Source organism: Desulfomicrobium macestii (assembly GCF_014873765.1).
GTDB classification, from domain to species: domain Bacteria; phylum Desulfobacterota; class Desulfovibrionia; order Desulfovibrionales; family Desulfomicrobiaceae; genus Desulfomicrobium; species Desulfomicrobium macestii.
The window spans coordinates 91896-114020 of record NZ_JADBGG010000008.1; the positions used below are offsets into that span (position 1 = coordinate 91896).

The following is a 22125-nucleotide window of genomic DNA, read 5'->3' on the forward strand; positions in this document are numbered from 1 at the left end:
AGCTGGCACGCATCCTGCGTATGGAATGCCAAATGAATTCACCCAGGAGGACGTATGGGACCAACCCCAGAGGTTTTGGAAAAGTTTCGGAAAAAAGCGGAAATCGTCTCGGCCATTGTCTCGGAAGTGGACTCCATGGCTCAGGCCATTGCCTATACTGTTGATCTGTGCGCCCAGAAAGAAGCCTGTCAGCTGCTCATGAGCGGCTGTGAGGAAACCCTGTCCGACAAGGGCAAGGATCTGTGCGAACTGAAAGAATGGGGCAAGATCATCGCCGCCCCCGCCCTGAACGATGCCGACATGGCAGAGCTGCTCAAGCAGGCCGCGGAACGCCAGATCTCCGTCATCAAGGACGGAATGCGCGGCCATCTGGCCGGCATCGACATCGGGTTCACGGTCGCGGACTACGGCATCGGCGAGACCGGCAGCCTGGTCATCGATTCCTCCAGCGAGGAATTGCGTCTGGCCACCATGGTCAGCGAAATCCACGTCGCGGTCATCCCCAAATCACGCATCCGCGCCACGGCCGAGGACATGTACGCCGAACTCAAGGGCTTCATGAGCCAGAAACCCAATTATCTGGCCTTTGTCACCGGCGCGAGCCGCACCGCTGACATCGAACGCGTTCTGGCCCTGGGCGTGCACGGGCCCCTGGAACTGCACATCCTGATTCTGGAGGACAAATAATGCAGAAGGCCAAAAATCTTTCCGAATATAACGAGGAACTGCGCGAAGCTCTGGACAACACCTTCCTGCGCGGAGCCATGGACAAATTCGCCACGGCCTACCCCGTGGGCCGGGCCAATGCCTTCCGCGAATACGACGTGGAGGCCCTGATCGAAGAAGTGGCCAAGGCCAAGGACGCTGGCCTGAACCGCCTGGACGAACTTTATGCCGAGTTCAAGGCCAAGGCCGAAGCGAACGGCGTTAAAGTGCACATGGCCAAGGACGGCGACGAGGCCAACGAGATCGTGGCCCGCATCGCTGCCGAGAACAAGTGCAAGATCATCGTCAAATCCAAGTCCATGACGGCCGAGGAAACCCTTTTGAACCACCGCCTGGAAAAAGACGGACTCGAAGTGGTCGAGACCGACCTTGGCGAATGGATCATCCAGCTGCGGCACGAAGGCCCCAGTCACATGGTCATGCCGGCCATTCACCTGTCCCGCTACCAGGTCGCGGAGCTCTTCTCGCAGGTCACCAAGCATGACCAGTCCTCGGACATCCAGCGTCTGGTCAAGGTCGCCCGCCGCGAGCTGCGCCAGAAATACGCCGATGCGGACATGGGCGTCAGCGGAGCCAACTTCGCCATCGCCGAAACCGGCACCATCGGCCTCATGACCAACGAGGGCAACGCCCGCCTGGTCACCACCCTGCCCCGCGTGCATGTGGCCATCGCCGGCATCGACAAGCTCTGCGGCAGCCTTGAGGACGCCCTGAAGATCCTGCGTGTCGTTCCCAAGAACGCCACGGGTCAGGCCATCACCTCCTACGTGACCTGGATCAGCGGCGCCAACGAGTGTCAGACCGCCCCTGGCGGCAAGAAAGAGATGCACATCATCTTCCTTGACAACGGCAGAAGCGAGATGGCCAAGGATCCCCTCTTCGCCCAGGTGCTTCGCTGCGTGCGCTGCGGCGCCTGCGCCAACGTCTGTCCGGTCTACCGCATGGTCGGCGGCCACCAGATGGGACACATCTACATCGGCGCCATCGGCCTTATCCTGACCTACTTCTTCCACGGCAAGGACAAGGCCAAGAACCTGGTCCAGAACTGCATCAACTGCCAGGCGTGCAAGCACATCTGTGCGGCGGGCATCGACCTGCCCCTGCTGATCAAGGAAATCCACGCCCGCATCCTGGACGAAGACGGCCACCCGCTGCCGTCCATGCTGCTCGGCAAGCTGCTCAAGAACCGCAAGCTGTTCCATGCCTTCCTGCGCACGGCCAAGATGGCCCAGCGTCCGCTGACCGGAGGCACGCAGTACATCCGCCATCTGCCGCACATCTTCTCCAAGGATCACGGCTTCAAGGCGCTGCCGGCCATTGCCGCCAAGCCCTTCCGGGATCGCTTCGCGGCGCTGAAACCCACTGTTTCCGCACCCAAGTACCGCATCGCCCTGTTCTCGGGTTGCGTGCAGGACTTCGTCTATCCGGAACAGCTGGAAGCCGCGGTGAAAGTTCTGGCCGCCCACAACGTGGCCGTGGACTTCCCCATGGACCAGTCCTGCTGCGGCCTGCCGCTGCAGATGATGGGCGAAAAGAAAGCGGGTGTCGACGTGGCCAAGCAGAACATCGCGGCCATGAGCGGCGACTATGACTACATCATCACCCTGTGCGCCTCCTGTGCGTCTCACCTCAAGCACAACTACCCGTTCCTGCTTGGTGAAAACGACGCCGAGGCCAAGGCCTTCGCCGAAAAGGTCATCCCCTTCTCGGCCTTCATGACCGATGTGCTGGGCGTGACCGCCGACGGCTTCAAGCAGACCCAGGAGCGCGCCACCCTGCACGCCCCCTGCCACCTCTGCCGTGGCCTGGACGTGGTCGAGCAGCCCCGCCAGCTTCTGGCCCTGGGCGGCTATGAATACGCCCAGGCGGAGCAGGAGCAGGTCTGCTGCGGATTCGGCGGCACCTACTCGGCCAAGTTCCCGGGGATTTCCGAGCAGATCCTCAAGAACAAGCTGACCGACGCGGGCCGCACCGGAGCGGAAGTGCTGGTCACCGAATGCCCGGGCTGCATCATGCAGCTGCGCGGCGGCGCTGAAGTGAACAAGTCCGGCTTCGCCGTGCGGCACATCGCCGAAGTGCTGGCCGACCATCTCAAATAAATGACGGGCCGGGTTTGTCCCGGCCCGAACTTTTCTCTCCTTGCGCGCCGGGAGTCTTCCAGTGGAAGGCTCCCGGCATTTTTTATCCAAGAATAGGTCCTATAGGTCGTATGGGACCTATTCTTGCGGTCAGAAAACTTCATCCAAAGAAATAGGCTCTTCCCGTTCTTGCTTCGCGTGCGCAAACCTCTTAAAAGTATTAATTCAGCGGCGCGTTGCCGAAGCACACTTCAACCCCCAAGAGACAATGATATTTCAGTCCAGGTTTTTCCTGATTTGCCTCGTACTCCTGACCTTGGCCTCTCCAGCCGGTGCGCGGGCCGAAGAGCCGTACCGGATTTCACTGCAGGCCTACCGCACAGACAACGTAGAGGCTCCCGTTCTCGCCGTGCTGACCCTGACGCCCAGCCCCGACTGGCACGCTTACGGTTACATTCAGGGGCCGTCCGGGTTCCCCACGGAAATTCGGGCGACACGCGACGGGCAGGTCATCTCTCCTCTCTACCCGCCGCCGACACCGGGGCCGGATCCCCTTGACCCCAGCCTCATCGTTGAACTCTACGACGGCCCGACGCCCTTTTTCATTCCCTTGCCCGACGGACCCGCCACGGTCGTGGTTGGGATCAAGGCCCTGCTCTGTTCCTCGACCACCTGCCAGCCCATCAAGGAAGAACTGGAGCTTGTGATCACAACGGCAAAAGCCCTGCCGCCCGCCGAGGAACAGGATTGGTGGCCCCGCTTTGTGCAGGCCGCCCCGGGGCCGGACTCGGGCCTTGGCCTTGAGCCTGTCACCTCTGGCGAAGTGGCGCAAACGCCCGCCGCACGGGCGCTCTCGCCCCGCTATTTCTCTCCGGGCCTTGAAGTCCACACCCTTTCCAAGGCCGCTGCGCTGGCCTTTCTGGCCGGTCTGATCCTCAACTTCATGCCCTGCGTGCTCCCCGTCATCACCCTGAAGCTGCGCTCCTTCATTCCGGCGGCGGACAGCGTGCCCAAAAGCCAGCGGCTCGCCTTTCGCACTCACAACCTGTTCTTCGCCCTCGGGATGATGCTCTATTTTCTGATCCTGGCGGGAATCATCGCCGTCACCGGCATGGCCTGGGGACAGATTTTCCAGGAACCTGCAGCCATCATCACCCTGACCGCCATTGTCTTCGCGCTTTGCCTGAGCCTGTTCGGGGTCTACGATCTGCCGCTCATCGACCTCAAAGGCAAGGCCAAGGGAGTCGTGCACCATCCGCGCCTTGAATCCTTCACCACTGGCATCCTGGCCACGATCCTGGCCACCCCGTGCAGCGGGCCATTTCTGGGCGGCGTCCTGGCCTGGGCCCTGATCCAGCCCCCGGACATCATCGCCCTGGTGCTGAGCTGCATCGGACTGGGCATGGCCTCGCCCTACCTGGCCATGGCTCTCTTCCCCGGCCTGTACCGCTTCCTGCCCAAACCCGGCGCCTGGACCCTGCACCTGGAGCGCATACTCGGCTTTCTTTTGGCCGCGACCTGCGTATATCTCTTCGGCCTTCTGCCGACCTCGGAATACGTGAACGTGCTCATTCTGCTGTGGACCATCGCCCTTTCGGCCTGGATCTGGGGAAAATGGACCAGCCTCAGCCAGAGCCGCACGCGCAGATGGTCCATTCGCGGCATCGCCGTCGCCCTGGTCGTTCTTGCCGCCGCGTTCCTCTTTCGCCCGGAAGGACATCCGGACCCCTGGAAAAACTTCGACATGCAACAGTTCGAAACCCTGCGCGGACAGGAAAACCTGATCCTGGACTTCACGGCGGACTGGTGCCCCAACTGCAAGTTTCTGGAAAAGACCGTGCTCACCCCGGAAAAGAGCGCCGCGTTCGCCAAGGAACATGACGCCATCCTGATGCGCGTGGACCTGACCCGCCACGATCCCGAACTGATGGCATTGCTTGAAAGCCTGGGCTCCAAGTCCATCCCCATCCTGGCCATCTTCCCCAAGGGCAATCCGGACAGCCCGCTTGTGCTGCGGGACCTCTTCACCGGCGGTCAGCTCAAGGAAGCCCTGGACCAGGAATTACCCTGAATATCCGATAGCGCGGGCACCTGCCCGCGCCTTTGCAGCTCCCCGCATCTCCTGACCTCTCCTTCGCCTTCAAGCCTGCATTTTCCTCTCTATCCCCATAATTTTTGAAAAAAACTACACATTCTCCCCAATGTGCGACGCGGTAATCGCTGGCAAACTGGAATGAAAAAGCCCGCCGTTTCCCGTCACACAAGGAGAATCCATGCCGCATCCGTCAGCAAACAGCTCGTGGTTCACATTCGACACTCCCGCCCATTCCGATCTGCGTGTCTACGCCTTTTCCGGCACCGAAGAGGTCCACAAACCCTACGAATTCGAAATCGAACTGGTCCACGATTCGGCGTGTCTTGATTTTGCCGAGCTTCTGGGCCGGCCCGCCTGCCTTGGCATCGCCGACAAAAGCGGCGGCGTGCGTCATGTCAACGGCGTCATCCGCCGCTTCACGCAACTGCACACCGCCAATGTCCGCACCCACTACCTGGCCGTTCTGGTCCCGCGCCTGTGGTTTCTGGGGCTGGTCACGGACCACCGCATCTTCCAGAACATGAGCGTGCCCCGGATCATCGAGCAGGTGCTGAAAGAGCAGAACTTCACCGGCGATTCCTACGCCTTCAAGTGCTTCTTCGACTACGCGCCGCGCGAATACTGCGTGCAATACGGCGAGACGGCCCTTCATTTCATCTCAAGGCTCTGCGAGGAGGAGGGCATCTATTTCTACTTCGAGCATTTCCAGGACCGCCACGTGCTCTGCTTCTCGGACCGGGAGGGCGGCCCCCTGATCGGGGGCGAGAGCCTGCTGCGCTTCCATCCCGGAGCGGGCACCGAAACGGATGCGCCAACCGTCAGAACCGTCGAACTGCGCCGGACCATCGGCAGCGACGCCTGCACCTTCCGGGAATGGAATTTTGAAAAAACGCGCCTGAACCTTGAGGTCGGCCAGCTGGAGGCGGACCCGCTCAAGGCCCCGGTCCCCGTCGGCATGACCCTTGAGCAATACCATTATCCCCACCTCTACCAACTGCAAAAGGACGGCAACCGTTACGCAAGCCTTGAGCTTTTGCGCCATTTCAGCCTGAGCCGCCGCATCGAGGCGACGACGGACGTCTCGAGAATGACTCCCGGCCATGTCTTCGAGCTTCACGAGCATCCAAGGCCAGACCTCAACGACCGCTGGTGGGCGGTGCGCGTCACGCACCGGGGCGAGCAGCCGCAGGTGCTAGAGCACGAGGCCCCGGACCGGGGCATGACGTACCTTGCCAGCCTAATGGCCATCCCGGACACGACCCGCTTCGTGCCCGCTTTGGACCACCCCAAAAATCCCGTCATCGGCGATCAGACCGCCATCGTGACCGGCCCGGGCGGCGAGGAGATCTTTCCGGACAGGCATGGCCGGGTGAAGGTGCAGTTCCACTGGGACAGGCTTGGCGCTTTCGACGAAAAAACGACCTGCTGGATTCGCGTCTCCCAGGGCTGGGCCGGAGGGCAGTACGGCACCATGGCCATCCCCAGGATCGGGCAGGAGGTCATCGTCTCCTTCCTTGAGGGCGACCCGGACCGGCCCATCGTTACCGGCCGAGTCTATAACGCCGCCAATCCGGTTCCCTACCCGCTGCCCGAGCACAAGACGCGCACGGTCTTCAAATCCATGTCCACACCGGGAATCGACGGCGAACCACGCGGATTCAATGAGATGCGCATCGAGGACAAGAAGGGGCAAGAAGAGATCTACGTTCACGCCGAGAAGGACGTGAATGCATACGTCAAGAACGACTGGAAAGAACACATCCTCCATGATCAGCATCGTGCGGTGGACAACTTTTCCTATTCATCGGTGAAGGGCGAAGATCAGCAGACGGTGGAGAAGGACCGCAAGATCGAGCTTCTGGCCGACGATCATCTGACGGTCAGAGGCAGCAGCCACACGCACGTCCAGGAGAAGTGGCTTGTCCGTGCAGGCCGAGAGGTCCACGGGGCGGCGGGCCGCAAGGCGGTCATCGAGGCCGGCGCGGAACTGACCATCAAGGCCGGCGGCAGCTTCATCAGGATCGACTCGTCAGGGGTGTACGTCGGGGGCGCGAAGGTCAGGATCAACTCGGGTGGGAGTCCGGGGACGGGTTCGGGGGCGAGGCCGCTTTTGCCTGCAATGTCGCAGACGGTGGAAAAAGGCATGGATGTGCAGCGATCCGCCATACGGGAACCTTCCATGGCCAACAGCCTGGAGAAGTCTCAGGCCTGGGCTTCGGGCGTCTGCATGGTTTGCGAAGAATCCAGGGGCCGGAAGCAGCCGGGGGGCGCCGATGTCGAATGATATCTTGAAAGGTTTTGTTTCGGATTGCGTCACGCAGACGCATGGTCCCCGTGAATTCGAGGAGTGGCGCGCCGGAATCAGAGACCGGATGACCCGGGAAAACAGTCGAAAATGGTGCGCTGTCATCGATCCCGCCTCGGACCCCGATCTTCCCGGCCTGCTCTGGACTCACCAGGAACGTGAAGAAATCTGGCCGCTGTTCATGAACACCATGTTGTCTGAAATCAGCCTCAAGGGACCGATTTTCGTCGCGCTCCAGCCTGGCGGAAAAATCGCGGACTGGTTGCTGACCAATGCGGAAATTTCCCCCATCGGTGTCCTTTATGCCGTGACCGAAGGAAAAGAGAACGACCTCTTCGAGCACCTTCAGAATCTGCTGGAAATTCCCCTGCCCGATGCCGGAACCGGGCTCCTGCGATTCTACGATCCTCGTGTCCTGCATGCCCTGACCTACTTTGGGGACAAAACATGGTGCCGTCGGGCCGTCGGGCCGGCCGAGTGCCTGCATGCCTGGGAGCCGGGCAGGGCGGAAGCCCTTGAGCTGCGCGAAGGCACACCGGAAATCCTCCGGGAATGCCCATCGGAACCACTACAGCATGAACTCCTGAATTTCATGGCCCGGCACAATGCGCCGTACGCAGTGCTCCATGAGGCGTCGACCCTGAAACAGGCCAGCCGGCTCACGGACATGCCTGTCCCAGAGGCATTCTTCTTTGTGGAAAACGTATGCCGGTCCCTGGATGACCTCGGCATCTGCGGGATGGCCGACATGGCTGCCGGTGTGGCCTACTGCCTTGACGTGGGCGCAAACATCTTTGGGACCACTTCCGTAGCCCAATGGATGAAGGCGTCGGACACAACGAGGCCCTTTCCGGAACTGCTGGCAAACCTCCCCGATGAATTGTCCGGGGAGTGAGTACGGAATCCGTCATGAAGATTCCACCTCCCGCCAAGTCCGTCCTCATCATCGCCGTCCTGTACCTTGCGGCCTGGTCGCTGACCGTTGCCATCAAGTGGCGCAGTGAGCCCGTGATCGAGGCAATGGGCTTGAATGCCCAGGGCTTCGTCTGGGTCGAACGCGTTCGATTTGACAGACAATCGGCTGGATCAACCGGCCACGCAGGCGGGGGATGGTGCAGTGGGGGAAATTATGTGCGTCCACGAGAACTCGGGCCGCCCAGGATTGGAGGGAAGGCGTCCAACAGTCCAATGCCTCTGCCAAAGCGTGCCCTCTTCCAATGGTTCAACTTCAGTCAGCAACGCTACTACGAGGCCCTCATCGATGATCCGTCCATGCCGCAGCGAGCCAAGGACTTTGCCTTCTCACTGCGTGACTGGAGGCGGTTTAAATTCTCACTGATCTATGATTTTTCCGAAAACGGGAAGGTCCGCCTCTGGCTCTTCGGTACAGACTATAACGCCCCAATAACGATACCCGAAGACAAGTGGGTGTACACGCTCCTCGGCACGGTTCAAGGGTATGAGATAGATGGAGATCCAAAAAAATACACGAACAGAACCAAGCAGGCTCGTCAGGAATGCGAAATCCCCATGCAGCCTGATCCAGCGCCAGCAGCTACACAACCCAAACGAGAAAGCATCAATCAATAATAACTGAAAAGGAGACCTCCTATGGGCAACAGATCTGCGCAGTTTCTGAAGGAGCTTCAAGCGGCCACAGCGCATATTCCCAACACTCCGAATCCAGCTGTTCTGCCGTGTTTCGGACCCAAACTCCATATCGGCATCTTTTTCGACGGCACGGGAAACGAAAGAAAATTCGACGAAGAACAAAGCGCCATTGATCACACATGGATGCAGGGTGGCAAAGAGCGTCAGCAGAATCAGGCCCAAGAACACCTCCAGCAATGCCAGCGCGCCGAAGCCGATGCGGCTGCGGTGGCCGAGCGGGCGTGGTCGGATGTCAAGGCCTATCAGAGCGAAGCCGAACAGTTGCGGGTTCAAACCGATCAGGTCACGAGTCAATGGCAGTCCCTTGGGAGGGAGATCACTCGCGTCAGGGTCATGGCCACCAGCGGCCGCACGGCCGCCGAACGGACCGCTGGCAGAGCGGCCCTTGAGCAACTCCACAAACAGGAAGACAGCGCGCTCCTTCGCCTGCGTCATCTGGCCGTGACGAGCAAAGACGTCGAAGAACGGGCCAGGACGGCAGAGCAGCGCGCCCGGCAGGCCGATGCCGAACGCCGACGCCGGGAAGAGGCGGTGCGCCAGGCCAGGCGGGACTGCCATCCGGCAAGCCCGGGCATATCCGGGCTGACCAATGTGGCCAAGCTGTATGATGTGTATCAATTCGATGAACAGGGCAAAGATCAAAACGGTGTCATCAAAAAGCGCATTTACATTCGAGGAGTGGGCACCAGGGAAGGCAAGGGCGTCACGAGCGGGGGCGCCGCCAACCTGGGCTTGGCCTTTGCCGCATTCTGCGAAGGAGCCGAGAAGCGGATTCCCAAGGCCAGGCAGGAGATGCTCGATATTCTCAATAACGTCCTCTCCGGCTGGGGCAGTATGCCCTCATCCGTTACCATCGACCTGTTCGGCTTCAGCCGGGGCGCCGCCCTGGCCAGGCATTTCGTCAATGTGATCCTGGCAGGGCTGCCGGACATGAGTCAAAAGCCCGTTCCCGTCTCGGACGAATCGCTTCCGTTCGGGGAATTGGTCACCCTTCCCGACGCCGACCATGACAAGCATGGCGGTCAGAACAATGCAGCCTTGCGCTATCCGGCCCTGGCCAACGTGAGCATCCGCTTCGTTGGCCTGTTCGATACCGTAGGTTCCATATTCATTCCCGGTAACGACAACGAACTCTTTTACGACCTGGGGCTGCCCGCGGGGTGCGCCCGGAATATCTTGCATCTTGTGGCCGCCCAGGATTGGCGCGAATATTTCCCGCTCACCAGAATTCATCCCGGGGACGGCGAGGAGATTGTCCTGGCCGGGGCGCATGCGGATATCGGCGGCGGATATCAGTTGTTGGAAAAATGCGCGCTACTCATGGATGAAGAATATTGCGGTTCATTAAGTACAGACCTTGTCAACCGGCAAGGTCCATTCGTCATTCCTCAAGATCGGGAACAGCGCGCCCGCCAGGCAATACTGGAGCGTGCCCGAGGAAAAGGCATCCTTAGCGAAGAAGGGGAACTCCCGCCCCACTGGCATTTCACCCTGCACTGGGAGGTAAGCCATGATGCAGTTCCAGTCGTACACTTCTATGTGCGCCTCATGCGCGACAAGCTCACCTACAACGGGTACGCCAACGTCCCCCTGCACATCATGCACCGCAAGGCCGTGGATGCAGGAGTCCCGTTCAAAACTCTGGATGAAACTGATCCGCTCCACATTGTTCCCGAAGACCTGCAGCACCTGGTGGACAACCCGGTTGACGAACTGCCGCAAGACTTGTGGGAAAAATACGTACATGTCTCCGCGACGGAAAACAGGTGCGTTGACCGCCTGGCCCTCAGGCCGCGGACACGGTTTCCCTACAGCATCGGGATGCAGCTCGATCCCTCGGGAAGCCGCGAAATCTACCCGAACAAGCTGGAAAAGGACGGTTCGAAATGGCCTTTGGTGCAGGCTTTGATGCAGGCGGGTCTTTAACAGGCTGTTAATCAGCGGGAATTCTTGATGAGCAGCGGCATTGCCTGTCTCGAACCCATCATCGGGGACGATACACACCCGGGCACGGCACTGCATCCAAAACCAGATCCAACCACGTCGAGAGGAGCACCCATGACAAAACTTTTTCCGGAAATCAGCGCACCAGGCAGGACCGCAAGTCCCAGAGAACGCCTTCTGGCCAGACTGCCAGGGCAGATTCCTTTTCCTCAGGCGCCACGGGGGAAGGATGGCGGGCTGGGGTGTGCCATAACAGGCATTCTTCTTACAGGTATCTTCAATATTTTCATGTTTTTCGTGGTCAGGATGTTCGACCTGTCAGATCCAACATATAGCAATCTGTTTGTTTTTTATTATGTCATGTCATTTATATTGGGACTTTTTGCGATCATATGTGTCGTTTTCCTCATTCGAGGAATGCACTTTGCCGTCAACATGGCAATAATTTATTCTGGAATTCTGTTTATTCACAATTATTTCTTCCAGCATGCCAAGCCGGCAATGTTGTTTCCAAGATACATCGCACCAATTTCCGCTATAATTCTGTTTTATTTCATATTTTCAAAAAGAGTCAGAAATACGTATTGCTGGATAAATGGCGACAACGGCGAGGATTCAACATCCTGAAAAAACCATGGTTGTTTGCGAAATCATACCGCAGAAAAACCGCCGCGGTACATTGCAAACGGCACTCAGGGGAGGAAAAAGGATCAGCAATCCGCGCGGGGCAAGGGAAGATGGCCGGAGATTATTTTTTCTTTGCGACTTCTGGGTTGCGCCTTGATCCATCTTTCCATGGCCAAGGCCGCAGACTTGCCGTCCACTGAAGCTGAGAAGACAAGCTCCAGCGGCCCGCGGCCGCGCAGGTACTTGCCCGCCCTGGGGCCGCCGGATGCGTGTTCAATCAGGCGCCGGGCAACGTCGGTGGTGATGCCGGTGTAGAGACTCCCGTCGCCGCAGCGCAGCACGTACACGAACCAATCGGACACGGACTATGACGGCAGGGTGTTAAGAACCGAGAAGAAATGCATGGTACTGCCCGTAATGACAAAAAGGTGCCAGATGGCGTGGTTGTAGGGCAGACGATCCCAGACGTAGAAAATGACACCCAGTGTATAGGCCAGACCTCCCAGGGCCAGAAAGATAAGACTCGCCCCGGACAGGGTCGCGTACATGTCGCGCCCGATGAGGATACAGAGCCAGCCCATGCCGAGATAGATGGTCAGGGACAGGCGCTTGAAACGATACACGAAGCAGCACTTGAGCACGACTCCGGCCACCGCAAGAAGCCACACCACCCCGAACACGGTCCAGCCCACGGTTTCACGCAGGTTGACCAGCATGAAGGGCGTGTAGGTGCCGGCGATGAGCAGGAAAATGGCGCTGTGATCCAGGGTCTTCAGAATGCGCTTGGCCCGTGGCAGAGGGATGGCGTGGTACAGGGTGGACGCCATGTAGAGCAGGATGAGCGTGGCTCCGAAAATGGAGAAACTGACCACGTGCCAGGCGTCGCCCTGGGACACGGCCCGGGCGATGAGCACCACCAGGGCGGCTATGGACATTCCGGCAGCAATGGCGTGAGTGATGCTGTTGGCAATCTCCTCGCCTTGGGAATATTGGGAAACGGACCGTTCCATGTTCATATAATCCTCCATCCCCAGGCCTTGGCCCTCAGGGGTTGTCACCGTCTCCTACCGCATCGCGAAAGGAATTGTCCACATCGGACGCAAAATCGTTTATCCAGTAAATCCGGTCGGCCCGGCATTGCAGCTCCGAGGAGACCCCGTCCCTGAAGACCACGAGCTCTATGCTCTTGCCCTGCTCCGAGAGATGTTCCACGGCGTCGAGCAGGTCCGAATCGCCGGAGGACAGCATGAGCGTGTCGTAATTGCGCTGATGAATGAGCGACAGGGTGGCGATGGCCACATCCACGCCCTTCTGGATCTCGTTGAAGACCCGATGCGTGAAATCCCCGGTCTGATTCTGACACCTGAGCGACACCTTCTGGCCGCACTCCTCGCAATAGGCCTTGTCGGCGCGCTGCTGCTTGAGCGTATAGAACTTGGTGATGATCTTGGGCCCAAACGGCGGCCCGCTGCGCAGCCAGCGATGAAAATTGTCCTGCCCGTCCGAAGGCGGATTGGGCGTGGAGTTGAGATAATAGGCCCGCCAGATGAGGCCGTCCTGCTCCAAATGGTTTCTAAGGCGCAAATAGCTGAATTCATACCCGCTACGCACGCTATGCCGGGCGTTGAAAAGATAACCTGCGTCGATAAGCCAGAGTCTGCGTTTTTGGGTCATGAATCCTCGTACTTAAGTTCCAAAAAATGCTTATAAAAATACTTAGCATACTATAAAAGCGATCACCACATGCGTTAAGCCGGAAAAGTCGGGCCGAAGCGCTCGCCGGTCAGGCATTGTCCGCCCGTTGGCGTGACAACGAAAGTATTTTCCACCCCGACCATGCCAAGCCCCTCGATGCCGATCTTGGGCTCCAGGGCCAGGACCATGTTCTCTTCCAGGGGGCGGTCGAAGGACGGGGCGATGACCGGCCATTCGTCGATGGCAAGACCGATGCCGTGTCCCAGAAATCCTACCTTGTTGCGGCCAAGGCCCATGAAGCCCTCGCCCATGCCATTGGCCAGCACGATGCGAATGCAGTCGCGGTACAGGTCCGCCGGGATGGCGCCGGGCACCAGGCGGCTGCTCAGATGTTCCTGGATCTGCAGGCAGAAATCCTGGGCACGATCCGCCTCTTCGGGGATCACCGACTCTTCCGCCCAGTACACCTGGGTCTTGTCCGTGTGGTAGCCTTCAAGGCAAAACCCGCAGTCGAGGGCCAGCGGCTCCCCGCGCTGCCAGACCTTTCCGGCATAACCCAGAAAAGGAAGCACCGGATGGGCCCCGCGAAGGCCCAGGGGGCCATTGAACACGCTGGGATAGTTGGCGGAATCTCCGGCCGCGACATGCCCCAGGAAAATCTCCTCACCCGCGTTCTGCATGCGCATCATTCCCTGATGGCCGTGCCGGTAGAAGGCGTCCCACACGGCCAGGGCGATTTCCCGCTCGGTCATGCCTGGGCGGATAAGGTCGGGCAGGGTGTCGTTCAGCGCCTGGTCGTGGCGCGCACCGGCCAGGCGCAGCTTGGCCAGCTCCCAATCGGTCTTGACGGCGCGGGTCCAGGCCAGGGCCGTGTCGCCGGGAACAAGCCTTACCCCCGGCAGCTTCGATCGCAAAAGCTCGCCCATGGACCAGCTCAGGCCCGTCATTTCGACGGCCGCCGTATCGCCCAGGGGAGCCTTGGCCTCCCGCAGCAGACCGGGCAACTGCGAATACGACTTGAACTCCATGATGCGCTCCAGCGGCGAATCGAGGCGGGCGCGCTCCACGCCCTTGCGGCACAGCAGCACGGGCTCGCCGTTCATGGGCACCCACAGCGCGCCGCTGGCCCAGGCTCCGCTCAGATGGTAGATGCCGAGGCGCGAAAAAACCAGAATCCCCGACGCTTCGGGGCAAGCTTCAGCCATGTGAACCCGCAAGCGCGAGATTCGTTCCCGGGTCTCGGACAGGGGCATTTGCTCAAGGGAAACAAAACTCATACGACCTCCTCGCACAGGGTATAGTCCATGGTCCGCCGCCGAGGCGTGAATCCGGCGCGCTCGACCAGCCCGCGCAGCCGATCCTCGGGCAACAGAAAATGCACGCCCGTGGCCGCGACGACATTCTCTTCGAGCATTGTCGAACCGAAATCATTGGCGCCCCAAAAGAGGGCCAGCTGGCCGATCATGGGACCCTGGGTTACCCAGGAGGCCTGGATGTTGTCGATGTTGTCCAGATAAAGTCGGCACAGGGCCAGAAATTTGAGATATTCGTGCGACGAGGTTTCGGGCATGACCATGCGCGTATTGCGGGGCTGAAAGGTCCAGGGGATGAAGGCCGTGAATCCGCCAGTGCGGTCCTGCAAGTCGCGCAGCCGATCAAGGTGCTCCATGCGCTGCGCAAAGGTCTCCCCCTGCCCGAACATCATGGTCGCCGTGGTGCGCATGCCAAGGCCGTGCGCCGTCTCCATGACATCGATCCACTGATCCGCCGTGCATTTGCGCGGAGACACGCGCTCCCTGACCTCGTCATTGAGAATCTCGGCTCCGCCTCCGGGCATGGAATCAAGACCCGCGCGGCGCAGCTCCGTCAGGATGTCGGCCACGGAGCGCCCTTCCTTCTCGCTCAGAAACCAGACCTCGGAAGGCGAAAAACCATGCACGGCCACACCCGGAAAATGGCTCTTGAGCGTGCCCAGAAGATCGGTGTAATACCCCAGGGGCAGATCAGGATTCATCCCCCCCTGCAGCAGAATCTGATAACCGCCCACGTCCACTGTTTCCCTGACCTTGGACAGAATCTCCTCCGTGGGCAGGACGTAACCGCCCTCCTCGCCCGGACCCTTGAAAAACGCGCAGAATTTGCAGGCGGACACGCAGACGTTGGTGTAATTGATGTTGCGATCGACAATATAGGTGACGATTCCCTCCGGATGCATTTCCATGCGACGCCGGTGGGCGAGCTTTCCGAGGGAAAAGACGTCGTTCATGTCCCAGACGTAGCGGGCCTCGTTCTTGTTCAGGCGGGTATTCATAGGCATTCCTTGGATGATGGTGGGTTGGCGAAGTGCTAGCTTTTGGCCGGGCGGGAGGTCAAGGGTTTGCAGAGCGCCATGGCGTCACGCTACCCCTGCCTGGAGCCCGGCGACCCCGCGCCCGAGGCCCTTGCCAAACTCCGCGCCTTGTGGTTCAAGTCGGGCCCAAGCAAGAGGTGACAATGACCGAATCCGTATTTGACTGCCGCATGTGCGGGCACTGCTGCCAAGGCCAGGGAGGCATCGTCGCCTCGGCCCCGGAACGTGAACGCCTGGCCGAATATCTGGGCATGGCGGTCGAGGAATTTTGTTCCCGCTACACCGAGCCCCAGGGGAAAAAACTGGTCCTGCGCTGCGGCGAGGATGGCTTCTGCGTCTTTTTCGACCCCAAGACCGCCTGCACCGTACACCCGGCCAAGCCGGACGTGTGCCGCGCCTGGCCCTTCTTCCGCGGCAATCTGGTCGACCCCGTAAGCTGGGAGCTGGCCCAGGAATACTGCCCGGGCATCCGTCCCGAATGCGGCCACGCCGAATTCGCCCGTCTGGGCATCGCCTATGTAAAAGACAACCACCTGGCCAAGACGGGCCGCGAGGACGAGGCCAACGCCCTGCGCATCGCGGACCTGGTGGACAAAATCTGATGCGTCTGTCCGAGTGCTATTCCCTGCTGGAAGTCTCTCCCGGGGCAACCCTGGACGAGATAAAGGCCAGCTACCGCAAACTGGCCTTCAAGTACCATCCGGACTTGAATCCCGGCGATGCGCGCGCGGCCCAACGTTTCAGCCGCCTGAACGAAGCCTACGTGCTGCTCAAGAAAAATCTGGAGACCGAGCCTTCCGACAAGCGGCGCTTCAATGCCGAGACCATCCGTCAGGAAGAGGAAGCCAGGGTCAAGCGCGGCGGAAAACCCTCCGGCGGATTCTCCGCCAAGCAGGAAGAAGTGCTCCGGGACATCCTCAATGACCCCTTCGCCAAGCAGGTCTTCGAGGATATTTTCAGCAAGCTCAAACGCGGGGTCCAGCCTGAAGGAGCCAGCTCACAGCCGGTCACGACAAAAAAGCTGGACCTCAAGTGGGGGGAACGCGCCCTCAGCATCGATCTCGGCAAGGGCATTGTCCAGAGCATCAAGGATTGGGCCTCCGGCCAGCTCGACGACCGTCAGACCGTGCGCATGCCCGCCCGCGACCTCATCCCCGGCACCACCCTGCGGGTTCAGATCCGGCACCGCTTCACAGCCGAACCCCGTACCATAGACGTAACCCTGCCCCCGGACTTCGTGGTCGGGAGGCCCATCCGCCTCAAGGGCATGGGCCGGAAACTCGGCCCTTGGCGGGGCGATCTTTATCTACGATTGCTGGCTGTCTAAAAAAAATGGGACGTATGGGACCCATGGGACGCATAAAAAAACGCGGCCCCTGCCTTCCCACGGACATGGGCCGGCGACTCGGCCCATGGCAGGGCGATACTTTATCTGCGATCGCTGGCTGTCTAAAAAAATGGGGCGCATGGGCCCCATGGAACGCACAAAACCACGCACCCCCGTCCATTCCATAGGTCCTATAGGTCCCATACGACCCATAGGACCCATAACCCCCATTCTTTTCACTCCCCGACCAAGCCCTCGATCACTTCCGTGCCCTTGGGCGGATCCAGGGTGAATTCCTTGTCCGACACCTCCACATCAAGCTCGATGCCGGTCAGTTCAAGTTCGTTCACGTTTCCGAAGAAATCCACAAGCTTGATCTTCTCAAGCATGTCCTGGCCTGGCCGGACCCAGAGTTCTCCCTCGACCAGATTGGGCTCGGGTTCCCGGGGGATGATCTTAAGATGCCGAAAATCCCCGTCCGCGCCCAGATCCTGAACGATGAAGTCATCCTTCAGATTGGCCTCGCCGGACAGAAAACGGATCATGGTCTTGGAACTCAAGACCTGCTCCACCGAATAGCGGTAAACAGTCTCCTCGGCAGGGAAATATTCCCAGACCGTGTCTTGGCCGATGATGAGCAGCTCGTTTTCGGGACTGGTCGTTTCCCAACGGATGAAGCGGGGGCGTTTGAAGGTGATGCTGCCCAGCCTTTCCTGCACCTCGCGGCTGGAGGCGTTGGTCAGTTTCTGCAGAAAAAAGCCCCGAAAAGACTGCAAAGTATCATATCGCTTTTGGATCTGATCGCTCAAATCCGCAGCCTGTGCGCACCAGACGCTGGTCAGGACGATAAAAAGCCCCATAAAAAAGCGCGGCACACGAACCTCCTGGTTGATGTTGCTTTCAAGATTCATTGGACGTATCGGATGATCCCTTTACGCCACTTGGGCAAATACAGAGTTTCCTCACGGTTGTTAAGCGATGAACCCAGACCCGAAAAAAAATTCCCCTCCGCCATTCGCCCCGGCCCTGCCTGCCCTGGCACTGCTGACAACGGTCTTTCTCGCCAATTTTCTGGCGCGGACCATGTTCGGCCCCCTGCTGCTCCCGATCAGCGAACATCTTGGCCGCAGCCTTGCCGCCAGCGCCAACCTCTTTGTCTGTCTCGCGGGCGGATACAGCGTCTCCGTCCTCTGCGCGGGATTCGTATCCCAACGCCTCGGGCACAAGGGCACCATCGTCGCATCGGTGGCCGGCATCGGCATTGGCCTTCTGGGACTGGCGGGAAGCGACTCGTTCACCAGCTTTTCGATCTGGATCACCCTCATGGGCATTGGAGCGGGGCTGTACATGCCATCAGGCGTGGTGACCATCACCGAGATCACCCCTTCGGCCTATTGGGGCCAAGCATTCTCCATCCACGAACTGGCGCCGAACCTGGCCTTCATTGCCGCACCCTTCATCAGCGAACTGTTCCTCGGATTCCTTGGCTATCCAGCCCTTTTCCGCCTGCTCGGAGTCGCGTGCCTGATCCTGGCCGTGGTCTATGCCCGGCGCGGGCCTCGGACCGTGCGTCCGGGCATGGCGCCCGTGCTCGGCAACATAAAGACCATCGTGACCAGACCCGCTTTCTGGATCATGGCCCTGCTCTTTGTCCTGGCCGTGGGCGTGGAAATGGGCATCTACAATCTGGTGCCCGCGTTTCTGGTCATGGAAAAGGGAACCACCCGGGAAATGGCGAACATCATCCTGGGCTGTTCGCGCACCGCGTCCCTTGTCTTTCTGCCCACCACGGGATGGATCATCCGGCGCATCGGCTATCGCCGCACTCTGGCCATTTGCCTGCTGGGCACGGGCCTGACGACGTTCCTGGCCGGATACGGCCCGCTGTGGTGGACAGTGACCATGCTGACCCTGCAACCGATCTTCGTGGTCTGCTTCTTCCCGGTGGGATTTGCGGTCCTGGCCCTGGTCTGCCCCAAGGCCACCGGCGACCTGTCCGTATCCCTGACCGTCACGTGCACGTCCATCATCGGAGCCGGGCTCATCCCCGCCGTGCTGGCCTGGAGCGGGGAACGGTTCAGTTTTGCCCTGTCCTTCTCACTTTTTGGCGCGGCTCTGTTCGCCGCGAGCCTCATCGCCATCCTGAAACTGCGCATCCCCGAATCCTGAATAATTCCGAACCCCTGAAATAAAAAAGGCCCGCGATTGGGGCCTTATTCGTATCTGGTCCAGAGCAGAGGTTCCTCATACTGGATTCCGATGGCGTACCCTCCGGTACTGGACGGAACGCACCATTTGACCCTGGCCTTCACGTCCCGGGCCAGGCTGATCAGATCCTGCGGCAGGCGCACCATGACTCCGGCCCCTTTGTCCAGAGGTTCGTGATGGACGAAGCAGAGTCCGCCGCGACTGAAGTTGAACACCGTGGCCGGGCTGAACCCGCTTTGCAGGGAGGTGGCTATCTGCACCAGATATTTCTTTTCGTGGCGCGGCCACTGCCGCCGGTTGATATTGGGGCGGATGATGTTTGGCATGCTGGTCTCCTCGCGGCTGTTCCCAAATCTCTTCACCGAACGCATTCGCTAGCACAAAAAACCAAAAACGAACAGGTCAGGTGCTCAGTCCCGCCCGTCGCCGTAAATCTGCTTGAGCTGCTCTTCGTTCATGGAAAAGGAATGCGCTTCGTCAGGGAAGGCGCCAGCGCGGACTTCGGCGGCGTAGGCACCCAGAGCGTCCCGGGCTTTTGCACCCAACGTCTCGAACTGCTTCACGAATTTTGGCACGAAACGCTCAAAGAGTCCCAGGGTGTCGTGAAAGACCAGCACCTGTCCGTCACAGGCAGCGCCGCCGCCGATGCCAATGGTGGGAATGGAGAGGCGCTTGCTGATCAGCTCCGCGACCTGCGCCGGAATGCATTCCAGCACGATCATGAACGCCCCGGCCGCTTCAAGGGCCAGTGCGTCGTGCAGCAGCTTCCTGGCCGCCTCGGCGGTGCGCCCCTGAACTTTGTACCCGCTTAAGGACGTGGCCGACTGCGGGGTCAGTCCGATGTGTCCGCAGACGGGAATCCCGGCATTGACCAGAGCCCGGACCTGCGGCGCGATCTCTTCGCCACCCTCGATCTTGACGCCCTCGCATCCCCCTTCCTGCACCAGACGGGCCGCGTTCTCCATGGCCTGGGCCATGGATATCTGATAGGTCAGATACGGCATGTCCGTGAGCATGAAAGTGTTCTTGGCCCCGCGCCGGGCGGCGCGGGTGTGGTGGATCATGTCGGCCATGGTCACGGGCACGGTGGAATCGTAACCGAGCACGACCATCCCCAGGGAATCACCGACCAGAACGACGTCAATGCCGGACTCCTCGGCCAGGCGGCCCGAGGGATAATCGTAGGCCGTCAGCATGACTATCTTCTCGCCGTTTTTCTTCATCTGGAGGAAATCGTTCAAGGTTTTCATGCTCAGTTCTCCGCTAGGATCTGGTGATTTCGTTGTCAGCTCCAACCAGGACCACGGTGGGCTGATGGCCGGGGATCTCTTCGGGGGTCAGTTGCACATAGGAGGCGATTATGACTTTCTGGCCACGGCTGCCCTTGTGCGCGGCGGCCCCGTTCAGACAGATCTCGCCCTTCTCGCCGAGGATGACATAGGTGGAGAGGCGCTCTCCATTATCCACATTGTAGATATCGACGCGTTCGTTCAAATGAAAACCGGCGGCGCGGATGAGGTCAGGACAGATGGCCACGGAGCCCTCGTAGTCGACCTCGGCCCCGGTGATGGTGGCGCGGTGCAGTTTGGCCTGCAAAAATGTACGTAAAGGCATTTATTTCTCTAGGTTGATTCGTTTGTTGTCAATGAGCCGCGCCTTGCCGAGTCGCAGGGCCACGGCGGCCAGAAAATCGGAGCGAACGTGATCCACGGTCTCTATGGTCTCGGGATCGACCAGTTCAAGATAATCAAGCACTCCGGAAGGAATCCACGCCGCGTAATAATCCCGAACCGCCTTGCGCAGCGCGCCGCAATCCCGTTCCCCGGCCCTGACCATGCCTTCGAGCAGGCAGAGTCCCTTCTGGATATGCGGGGCCACGGCTCTTTCCTCGACAGTCAGATAAACATTGCGCGAGCTCATGGCCAGCCCATCCGATTCGCGAACGATGGGGCGCCCCTCGACACGCACCGGAATGTCCAGTTCGCGCGTCATTTTGCGAATCACGGCCACCTGCTGCCAATCCTTCTCGCCAAAGGCGGCAAAGGTCGGCTGCACGAGATTGAAAAGTTTGCAGACCACCGTGGCCACGCCCTGAAAATGCCCGGGACGCGAACGCCCGCACAGGTTTTTCGTCAATTCAGGGACATTGACCCAGGTGCCGTGGCCCGGAAGATACATGTCATCCCTGCACGGCGTGAAAAGCACGTCGACTCCGCATTCGGTGGCCAGGGCGGAGTCAAGCTCGATGTCCGAGGGGTAGTTCTCCAGATCCTCGCCCGGACCGAACTGGGTCGGGTTGACGAAGATGGAGGCCACCAGCAGGTCGCAGTGTTCGCGGGCCCAGCGCATCAGGCTCAGATGTCCCTCGTGCCAATAACCCATTGTCGGCACCAGGCCGACGCAAAGCCCCTGTCTGCGCCACTCGAGCCCCAGTTCCTGCATGGACCGGGGGTTTTGGACACGCTTCATACCGCTCATTTGCCCCTCTTGGAATGCACCTGCATGTCGAAAAATTCGCACCCGCAATCACACACGATCTGATCTCCCTTGCGCCGTCCGTCCGGGTCGTCGATCACGTCATAAAGAATGCCCGTGGTCTGGTCGTACACGAACTCCATGCCGATGACATCGACCATCCCGTACAGGCCGCATTTTCTGCAAATGAAATCCCGAAAGTCACCAAAGTCAGCGTGCATCGCCTTCCTCCTGCGAGAGGCTCAGGCTCTCCAGTTGGATGTTCAGGGCCTGTGTGGAAATGTGGATCTCGCGCGTGGACAGGCCAAGGGAGACCAACAAGGCCAAAAGACTCAGTCCGAAAAGAAACTTGCCCAGGGTCACAAGCCCGGCAAAAAGACAAAACATGCACAGGACGCACAAAAAAAGGCTCACCACTCCGTAGAGCTGCATCAGCCGGATCAGGTTCACCCGCAGGCGCATGTTTTCGATCTGGGCCAAGAGGGACGAACCGTGGTTGTCCTGATAGCGGTCATACAGGGTTCTGATCCTGCTGCCCAAGGCCAGAAAACGGTTGGTGAAGGCCAGCAGGATAAGCGAAATGGTCGAAAATAGCAGGGCCGGAGTGGTCAGGGTGATTTCCAT

At 59.8% G+C, this 22125-nt stretch carries 23 protein-coding genes; 11 read left to right on the forward strand and 12 right to left on the reverse strand.

What is annotated here, in order from left to right:
• The first annotated feature begins 54 nt into the window (after window positions 1-54).
• The 8 genes from H4684_RS07125 (at window position 55) to H4684_RS07160 (ending at window position 11446) form a co-directional block, all read left to right on the forward strand.
• A complete protein-coding gene (locus H4684_RS07125; protein WP_192623282.1) occupies window positions 55-687 on the forward strand; it encodes a LutC/YkgG family protein in 633 nt (210 codons plus the stop codon).
• Window positions 687-2825, forward strand: a complete 2139-nt coding sequence (ldhH, locus tag H4684_RS07130; protein ID WP_192623283.1) for an L-lactate dehydrogenase (quinone) large subunit LdhH — start codon at window positions 687-689, stop codon at window positions 2823-2825. Before H4684_RS07125 ends, ldhH begins: the two co-directional genes overlap by 1 nt.
• Before the next feature lie 247 nt (window positions 2826-3072).
• Entirely contained in the window at window positions 3073-4875 is a 1803-nt protein-coding gene (locus tag H4684_RS07135; RefSeq protein ID WP_092193911.1) for a protein-disulfide reductase DsbD family protein, read from the forward strand.
• A 202-nt stretch (window positions 4876-5077) separates the two neighbouring features.
• Complete coding sequence (locus H4684_RS07140) at window positions 5078-7183, forward strand: type VI secretion system Vgr family protein (RefSeq protein WP_192623284.1); 2106 nt, start codon at window positions 5078-5080, stop codon at window positions 7181-7183.
• A complete protein-coding gene (locus H4684_RS07145) occupies window positions 7173-8099 on the forward strand; it encodes a DUF4123 domain-containing protein (RefSeq protein ID WP_192623285.1) in 927 nt (308 codons plus the stop codon). The genes H4684_RS07140 and H4684_RS07145 overlap by 11 nt, the downstream gene beginning before the upstream one ends.
• A 14-nt stretch (window positions 8100-8113) precedes the next feature.
• Window positions 8114-8794, forward strand: a complete 681-nt coding sequence (locus H4684_RS07150) for a hypothetical protein (RefSeq protein WP_192623286.1) — start codon at window positions 8114-8116, stop codon at window positions 8792-8794.
• A 21-nt stretch (window positions 8795-8815) separates the two neighbouring features.
• Window positions 8816-10801: a T6SS phospholipase effector Tle1-like catalytic domain-containing protein gene (locus H4684_RS07155; protein WP_192623287.1), complete on the forward strand. Its 1986-nt coding sequence runs from the start codon at window positions 8816-8818 to the stop codon at window positions 10799-10801.
• 27 nt (window positions 10802-10828) lie between these two features.
• A complete protein-coding gene (locus H4684_RS07160; RefSeq protein ID WP_192623288.1) occupies window positions 10829-11446 on the forward strand; it encodes a hypothetical protein in 618 nt (205 codons plus the stop codon).
• An 83-nt stretch (window positions 11447-11529) separates the two neighbouring features.
• Here the strand turns inward: H4684_RS07160 and H4684_RS07165 are convergent, their stop codons facing one another.
• The 5 genes from H4684_RS07165 to mqnC all read right to left on the reverse strand — a co-directional run bounded on the left by H4684_RS07165 (window position 11530) and on the right by mqnC (window position 15452).
• Entirely contained in the window at window positions 11530-11808 is a 279-nt protein-coding gene (locus H4684_RS07165) for a GIY-YIG nuclease family protein (RefSeq protein WP_192623289.1), read from the reverse strand.
• Window positions 11809-11811: 3 nt separating this feature from the next.
• Window positions 11812-12462: a PAQR family membrane homeostasis protein TrhA gene (gene trhA / locus H4684_RS07170; RefSeq protein ID WP_225940301.1), complete on the reverse strand. Its 651-nt coding sequence runs from the start codon at window positions 12460-12462 to the stop codon at window positions 11812-11814.
• Window positions 12463-12490: 28 nt separating this feature from the next.
• Window positions 12491-13120 (reverse strand): NYN domain-containing protein, encoded by a 630-nt coding sequence (locus tag H4684_RS07175; protein ID WP_092192353.1) that lies wholly within the window; start codon window positions 13118-13120, stop codon window positions 12491-12493.
• 74 nt (window positions 13121-13194) lie between these two features.
• Window positions 13195-14418, reverse strand: coding sequence for a M24 family metallopeptidase (locus H4684_RS07180; RefSeq protein WP_192623290.1), 1224 nt, complete (start codon window positions 14416-14418; stop codon window positions 13195-13197).
• Window positions 14415-15452 carry a cyclic dehypoxanthinyl futalosine synthase gene (mqnC, locus tag H4684_RS07185; protein ID WP_092192357.1) on the reverse strand — a complete coding sequence of 346 codons (1038 nt, stop codon included), beginning with the start codon at window positions 15450-15452 and terminating at the stop codon, window positions 14415-14417. The genes H4684_RS07180 and mqnC overlap by 4 nt, the downstream gene beginning before the upstream one ends.
• A 182-nt stretch (window positions 15453-15634) precedes the next feature.
• On the opposite strand from mqnC, the gene H4684_RS07190 reads away from it, so the two are divergent.
• A complete protein-coding gene (locus tag H4684_RS07190) occupies window positions 15635-16093 on the forward strand; it encodes a YkgJ family cysteine cluster protein (protein WP_092192359.1) in 459 nt (152 codons plus the stop codon).
• On the forward strand, window positions 16093-16818 hold the full coding sequence (locus tag H4684_RS07195) for a J domain-containing protein (RefSeq protein WP_092192361.1): 726 nt from the start codon (window positions 16093-16095) through the stop codon (window positions 16816-16818). The genes H4684_RS07190 and H4684_RS07195 overlap by 1 nt, the downstream gene beginning before the upstream one ends.
• A gap of 236 nt (window positions 16819-17054) precedes the next feature.
• On the opposite strand, the gene lolA is transcribed toward H4684_RS07195, so the two are convergent.
• Window positions 17055-17693 carry an outer membrane lipoprotein chaperone LolA gene (gene lolA, locus H4684_RS07200; protein WP_092192652.1) on the reverse strand — a complete coding sequence of 213 codons (639 nt, stop codon included), beginning with the start codon at window positions 17691-17693 and terminating at the stop codon, window positions 17055-17057.
• 103 nt (window positions 17694-17796) lie between these two features.
• Here lolA and H4684_RS07205 point away from each other — a divergent pair, with 103 nt between their 5' ends.
• Window positions 17797-18987, forward strand: coding sequence for an MFS transporter (locus H4684_RS07205; RefSeq protein WP_192623291.1), 1191 nt, complete (start codon window positions 17797-17799; stop codon window positions 18985-18987).
• 44 nt (window positions 18988-19031) lie between these two features.
• On the opposite strand, the gene H4684_RS07210 is transcribed toward H4684_RS07205, so the two are convergent.
• The 6 genes from H4684_RS07210 to H4684_RS07235 form a co-directional block, all read right to left on the reverse strand.
• Entirely contained in the window at window positions 19032-19352 is a 321-nt protein-coding gene (locus tag H4684_RS07210) for a PilZ domain-containing protein (protein WP_161949134.1), read from the reverse strand.
• An 84-nt stretch (window positions 19353-19436) separates the two neighbouring features.
• A complete protein-coding gene (gene panB / locus H4684_RS07215) occupies window positions 19437-20276 on the reverse strand; it encodes a 3-methyl-2-oxobutanoate hydroxymethyltransferase (protein WP_092192366.1) in 840 nt (279 codons plus the stop codon).
• 13 nt (window positions 20277-20289) lie between these two features.
• Window positions 20290-20640 (reverse strand): aspartate 1-decarboxylase, encoded by a 351-nt coding sequence (gene panD / locus H4684_RS07220; protein ID WP_092192368.1) that lies wholly within the window; start codon window positions 20638-20640, stop codon window positions 20290-20292.
• Window positions 20641-21495 (reverse strand): pantoate--beta-alanine ligase, encoded by an 855-nt coding sequence (gene panC, locus H4684_RS07225; RefSeq protein WP_192623301.1) that lies wholly within the window; start codon window positions 21493-21495, stop codon window positions 20641-20643.
• 5 nt (window positions 21496-21500) lie between these two features.
• The gene (locus H4684_RS07230; protein WP_092192372.1) at window positions 21501-21722 is read right to left on the reverse strand and encodes a hypothetical protein; all 222 of its coding nucleotides are present in this window, start codon (window positions 21720-21722) and stop codon (window positions 21501-21503) included.
• Window positions 21712-22125, reverse strand: a complete 414-nt coding sequence (locus H4684_RS07235; RefSeq protein WP_092192374.1) for a DUF2721 domain-containing protein — start codon at window positions 22123-22125, stop codon at window positions 21712-21714. Before H4684_RS07235 ends, H4684_RS07230 begins: the two co-directional genes overlap by 11 nt.

What these genes read in the sequence shown, in the direction of transcription:
- H4684_RS07125 (WP_192623282.1), top strand. Translation starts at nt 55, where the DNA reads ATGGGACCAACCCCAGAGGTTTTGGAAAAGTTTCGGAAAAAAGCGGAA.
- ldhH (WP_192623283.1), top strand. Translation starts at nt 687, where the DNA reads ATGCAGAAGGCCAAAAATCTTTCCGAATATAACGAGGAACTGCGCGAA.
- H4684_RS07135 (WP_092193911.1), top strand. Translation starts at nt 3,073, where the DNA reads ATGATATTTCAGTCCAGGTTTTTCCTGATTTGCCTCGTACTCCTGACC.
- H4684_RS07140 (WP_192623284.1), top strand. Translation starts at nt 5,078, where the DNA reads ATGCCGCATCCGTCAGCAAACAGCTCGTGGTTCACATTCGACACTCCC.
- H4684_RS07145 (WP_192623285.1), top strand. Translation starts at nt 7,173, where the DNA reads ATGTCGAATGATATCTTGAAAGGTTTTGTTTCGGATTGCGTCACGCAG.
- H4684_RS07150 (WP_192623286.1), top strand. Translation starts at nt 8,114, where the DNA reads ATGAAGATTCCACCTCCCGCCAAGTCCGTCCTCATCATCGCCGTCCTG.
- H4684_RS07155 (WP_192623287.1), top strand. Translation starts at nt 8,816, where the DNA reads ATGGGCAACAGATCTGCGCAGTTTCTGAAGGAGCTTCAAGCGGCCACA.
- H4684_RS07160 (WP_192623288.1), top strand. Translation starts at nt 10,829, where the DNA reads ATGAGCAGCGGCATTGCCTGTCTCGAACCCATCATCGGGGACGATACA.
- trhA (WP_225940301.1), bottom strand. Translation starts at nt 12,462, where the DNA reads ATGAACATGGAACGGTCCGTTTCCCAATATTCCCAAGGCGAGGAGATT.
- H4684_RS07175 (WP_092192353.1), bottom strand. Translation starts at nt 13,120, where the DNA reads ATGACCCAAAAACGCAGACTCTGGCTTATCGACGCAGGTTATCTTTTC.
- H4684_RS07180 (WP_192623290.1), bottom strand. Translation starts at nt 14,418, where the DNA reads ATGAGTTTTGTTTCCCTTGAGCAAATGCCCCTGTCCGAGACCCGGGAA.
- mqnC (WP_092192357.1), bottom strand. Translation starts at nt 15,452, where the DNA reads ATGAATACCCGCCTGAACAAGAACGAGGCCCGCTACGTCTGGGACATG.
- H4684_RS07190 (WP_092192359.1), top strand. Translation starts at nt 15,635, where the DNA reads ATGACCGAATCCGTATTTGACTGCCGCATGTGCGGGCACTGCTGCCAA.
- H4684_RS07195 (WP_092192361.1), top strand. Translation starts at nt 16,093, where the DNA reads ATGCGTCTGTCCGAGTGCTATTCCCTGCTGGAAGTCTCTCCCGGGGCA.
- H4684_RS07205 (WP_192623291.1), top strand. Translation starts at nt 17,797, where the DNA reads ATGAACCCAGACCCGAAAAAAAATTCCCCTCCGCCATTCGCCCCGGCC.
- H4684_RS07210 (WP_161949134.1), bottom strand. Translation starts at nt 19,352, where the DNA reads ATGCCAAACATCATCCGCCCCAATATCAACCGGCGGCAGTGGCCGCGC.
- panB (WP_092192366.1), bottom strand. Translation starts at nt 20,276, where the DNA reads ATGAAAACCTTGAACGATTTCCTCCAGATGAAGAAAAACGGCGAGAAG.
- panD (WP_092192368.1), bottom strand. Translation starts at nt 20,640, where the DNA reads ATGCCTTTACGTACATTTTTGCAGGCCAAACTGCACCGCGCCACCATC.
- panC (WP_192623301.1), bottom strand. Translation starts at nt 21,495, where the DNA reads ATGAAGCGTGTCCAAAACCCCCGGTCCATGCAGGAACTGGGGCTCGAG.
- H4684_RS07230 (WP_092192372.1), bottom strand. Translation starts at nt 21,722, where the DNA reads ATGCACGCTGACTTTGGTGACTTTCGGGATTTCATTTGCAGAAAATGC.
- H4684_RS07235 (WP_092192374.1), bottom strand. Translation starts at nt 22,125, where the DNA reads ATGGAAATCACCCTGACCACTCCGGCCCTGCTATTTTCGACCATTTCG.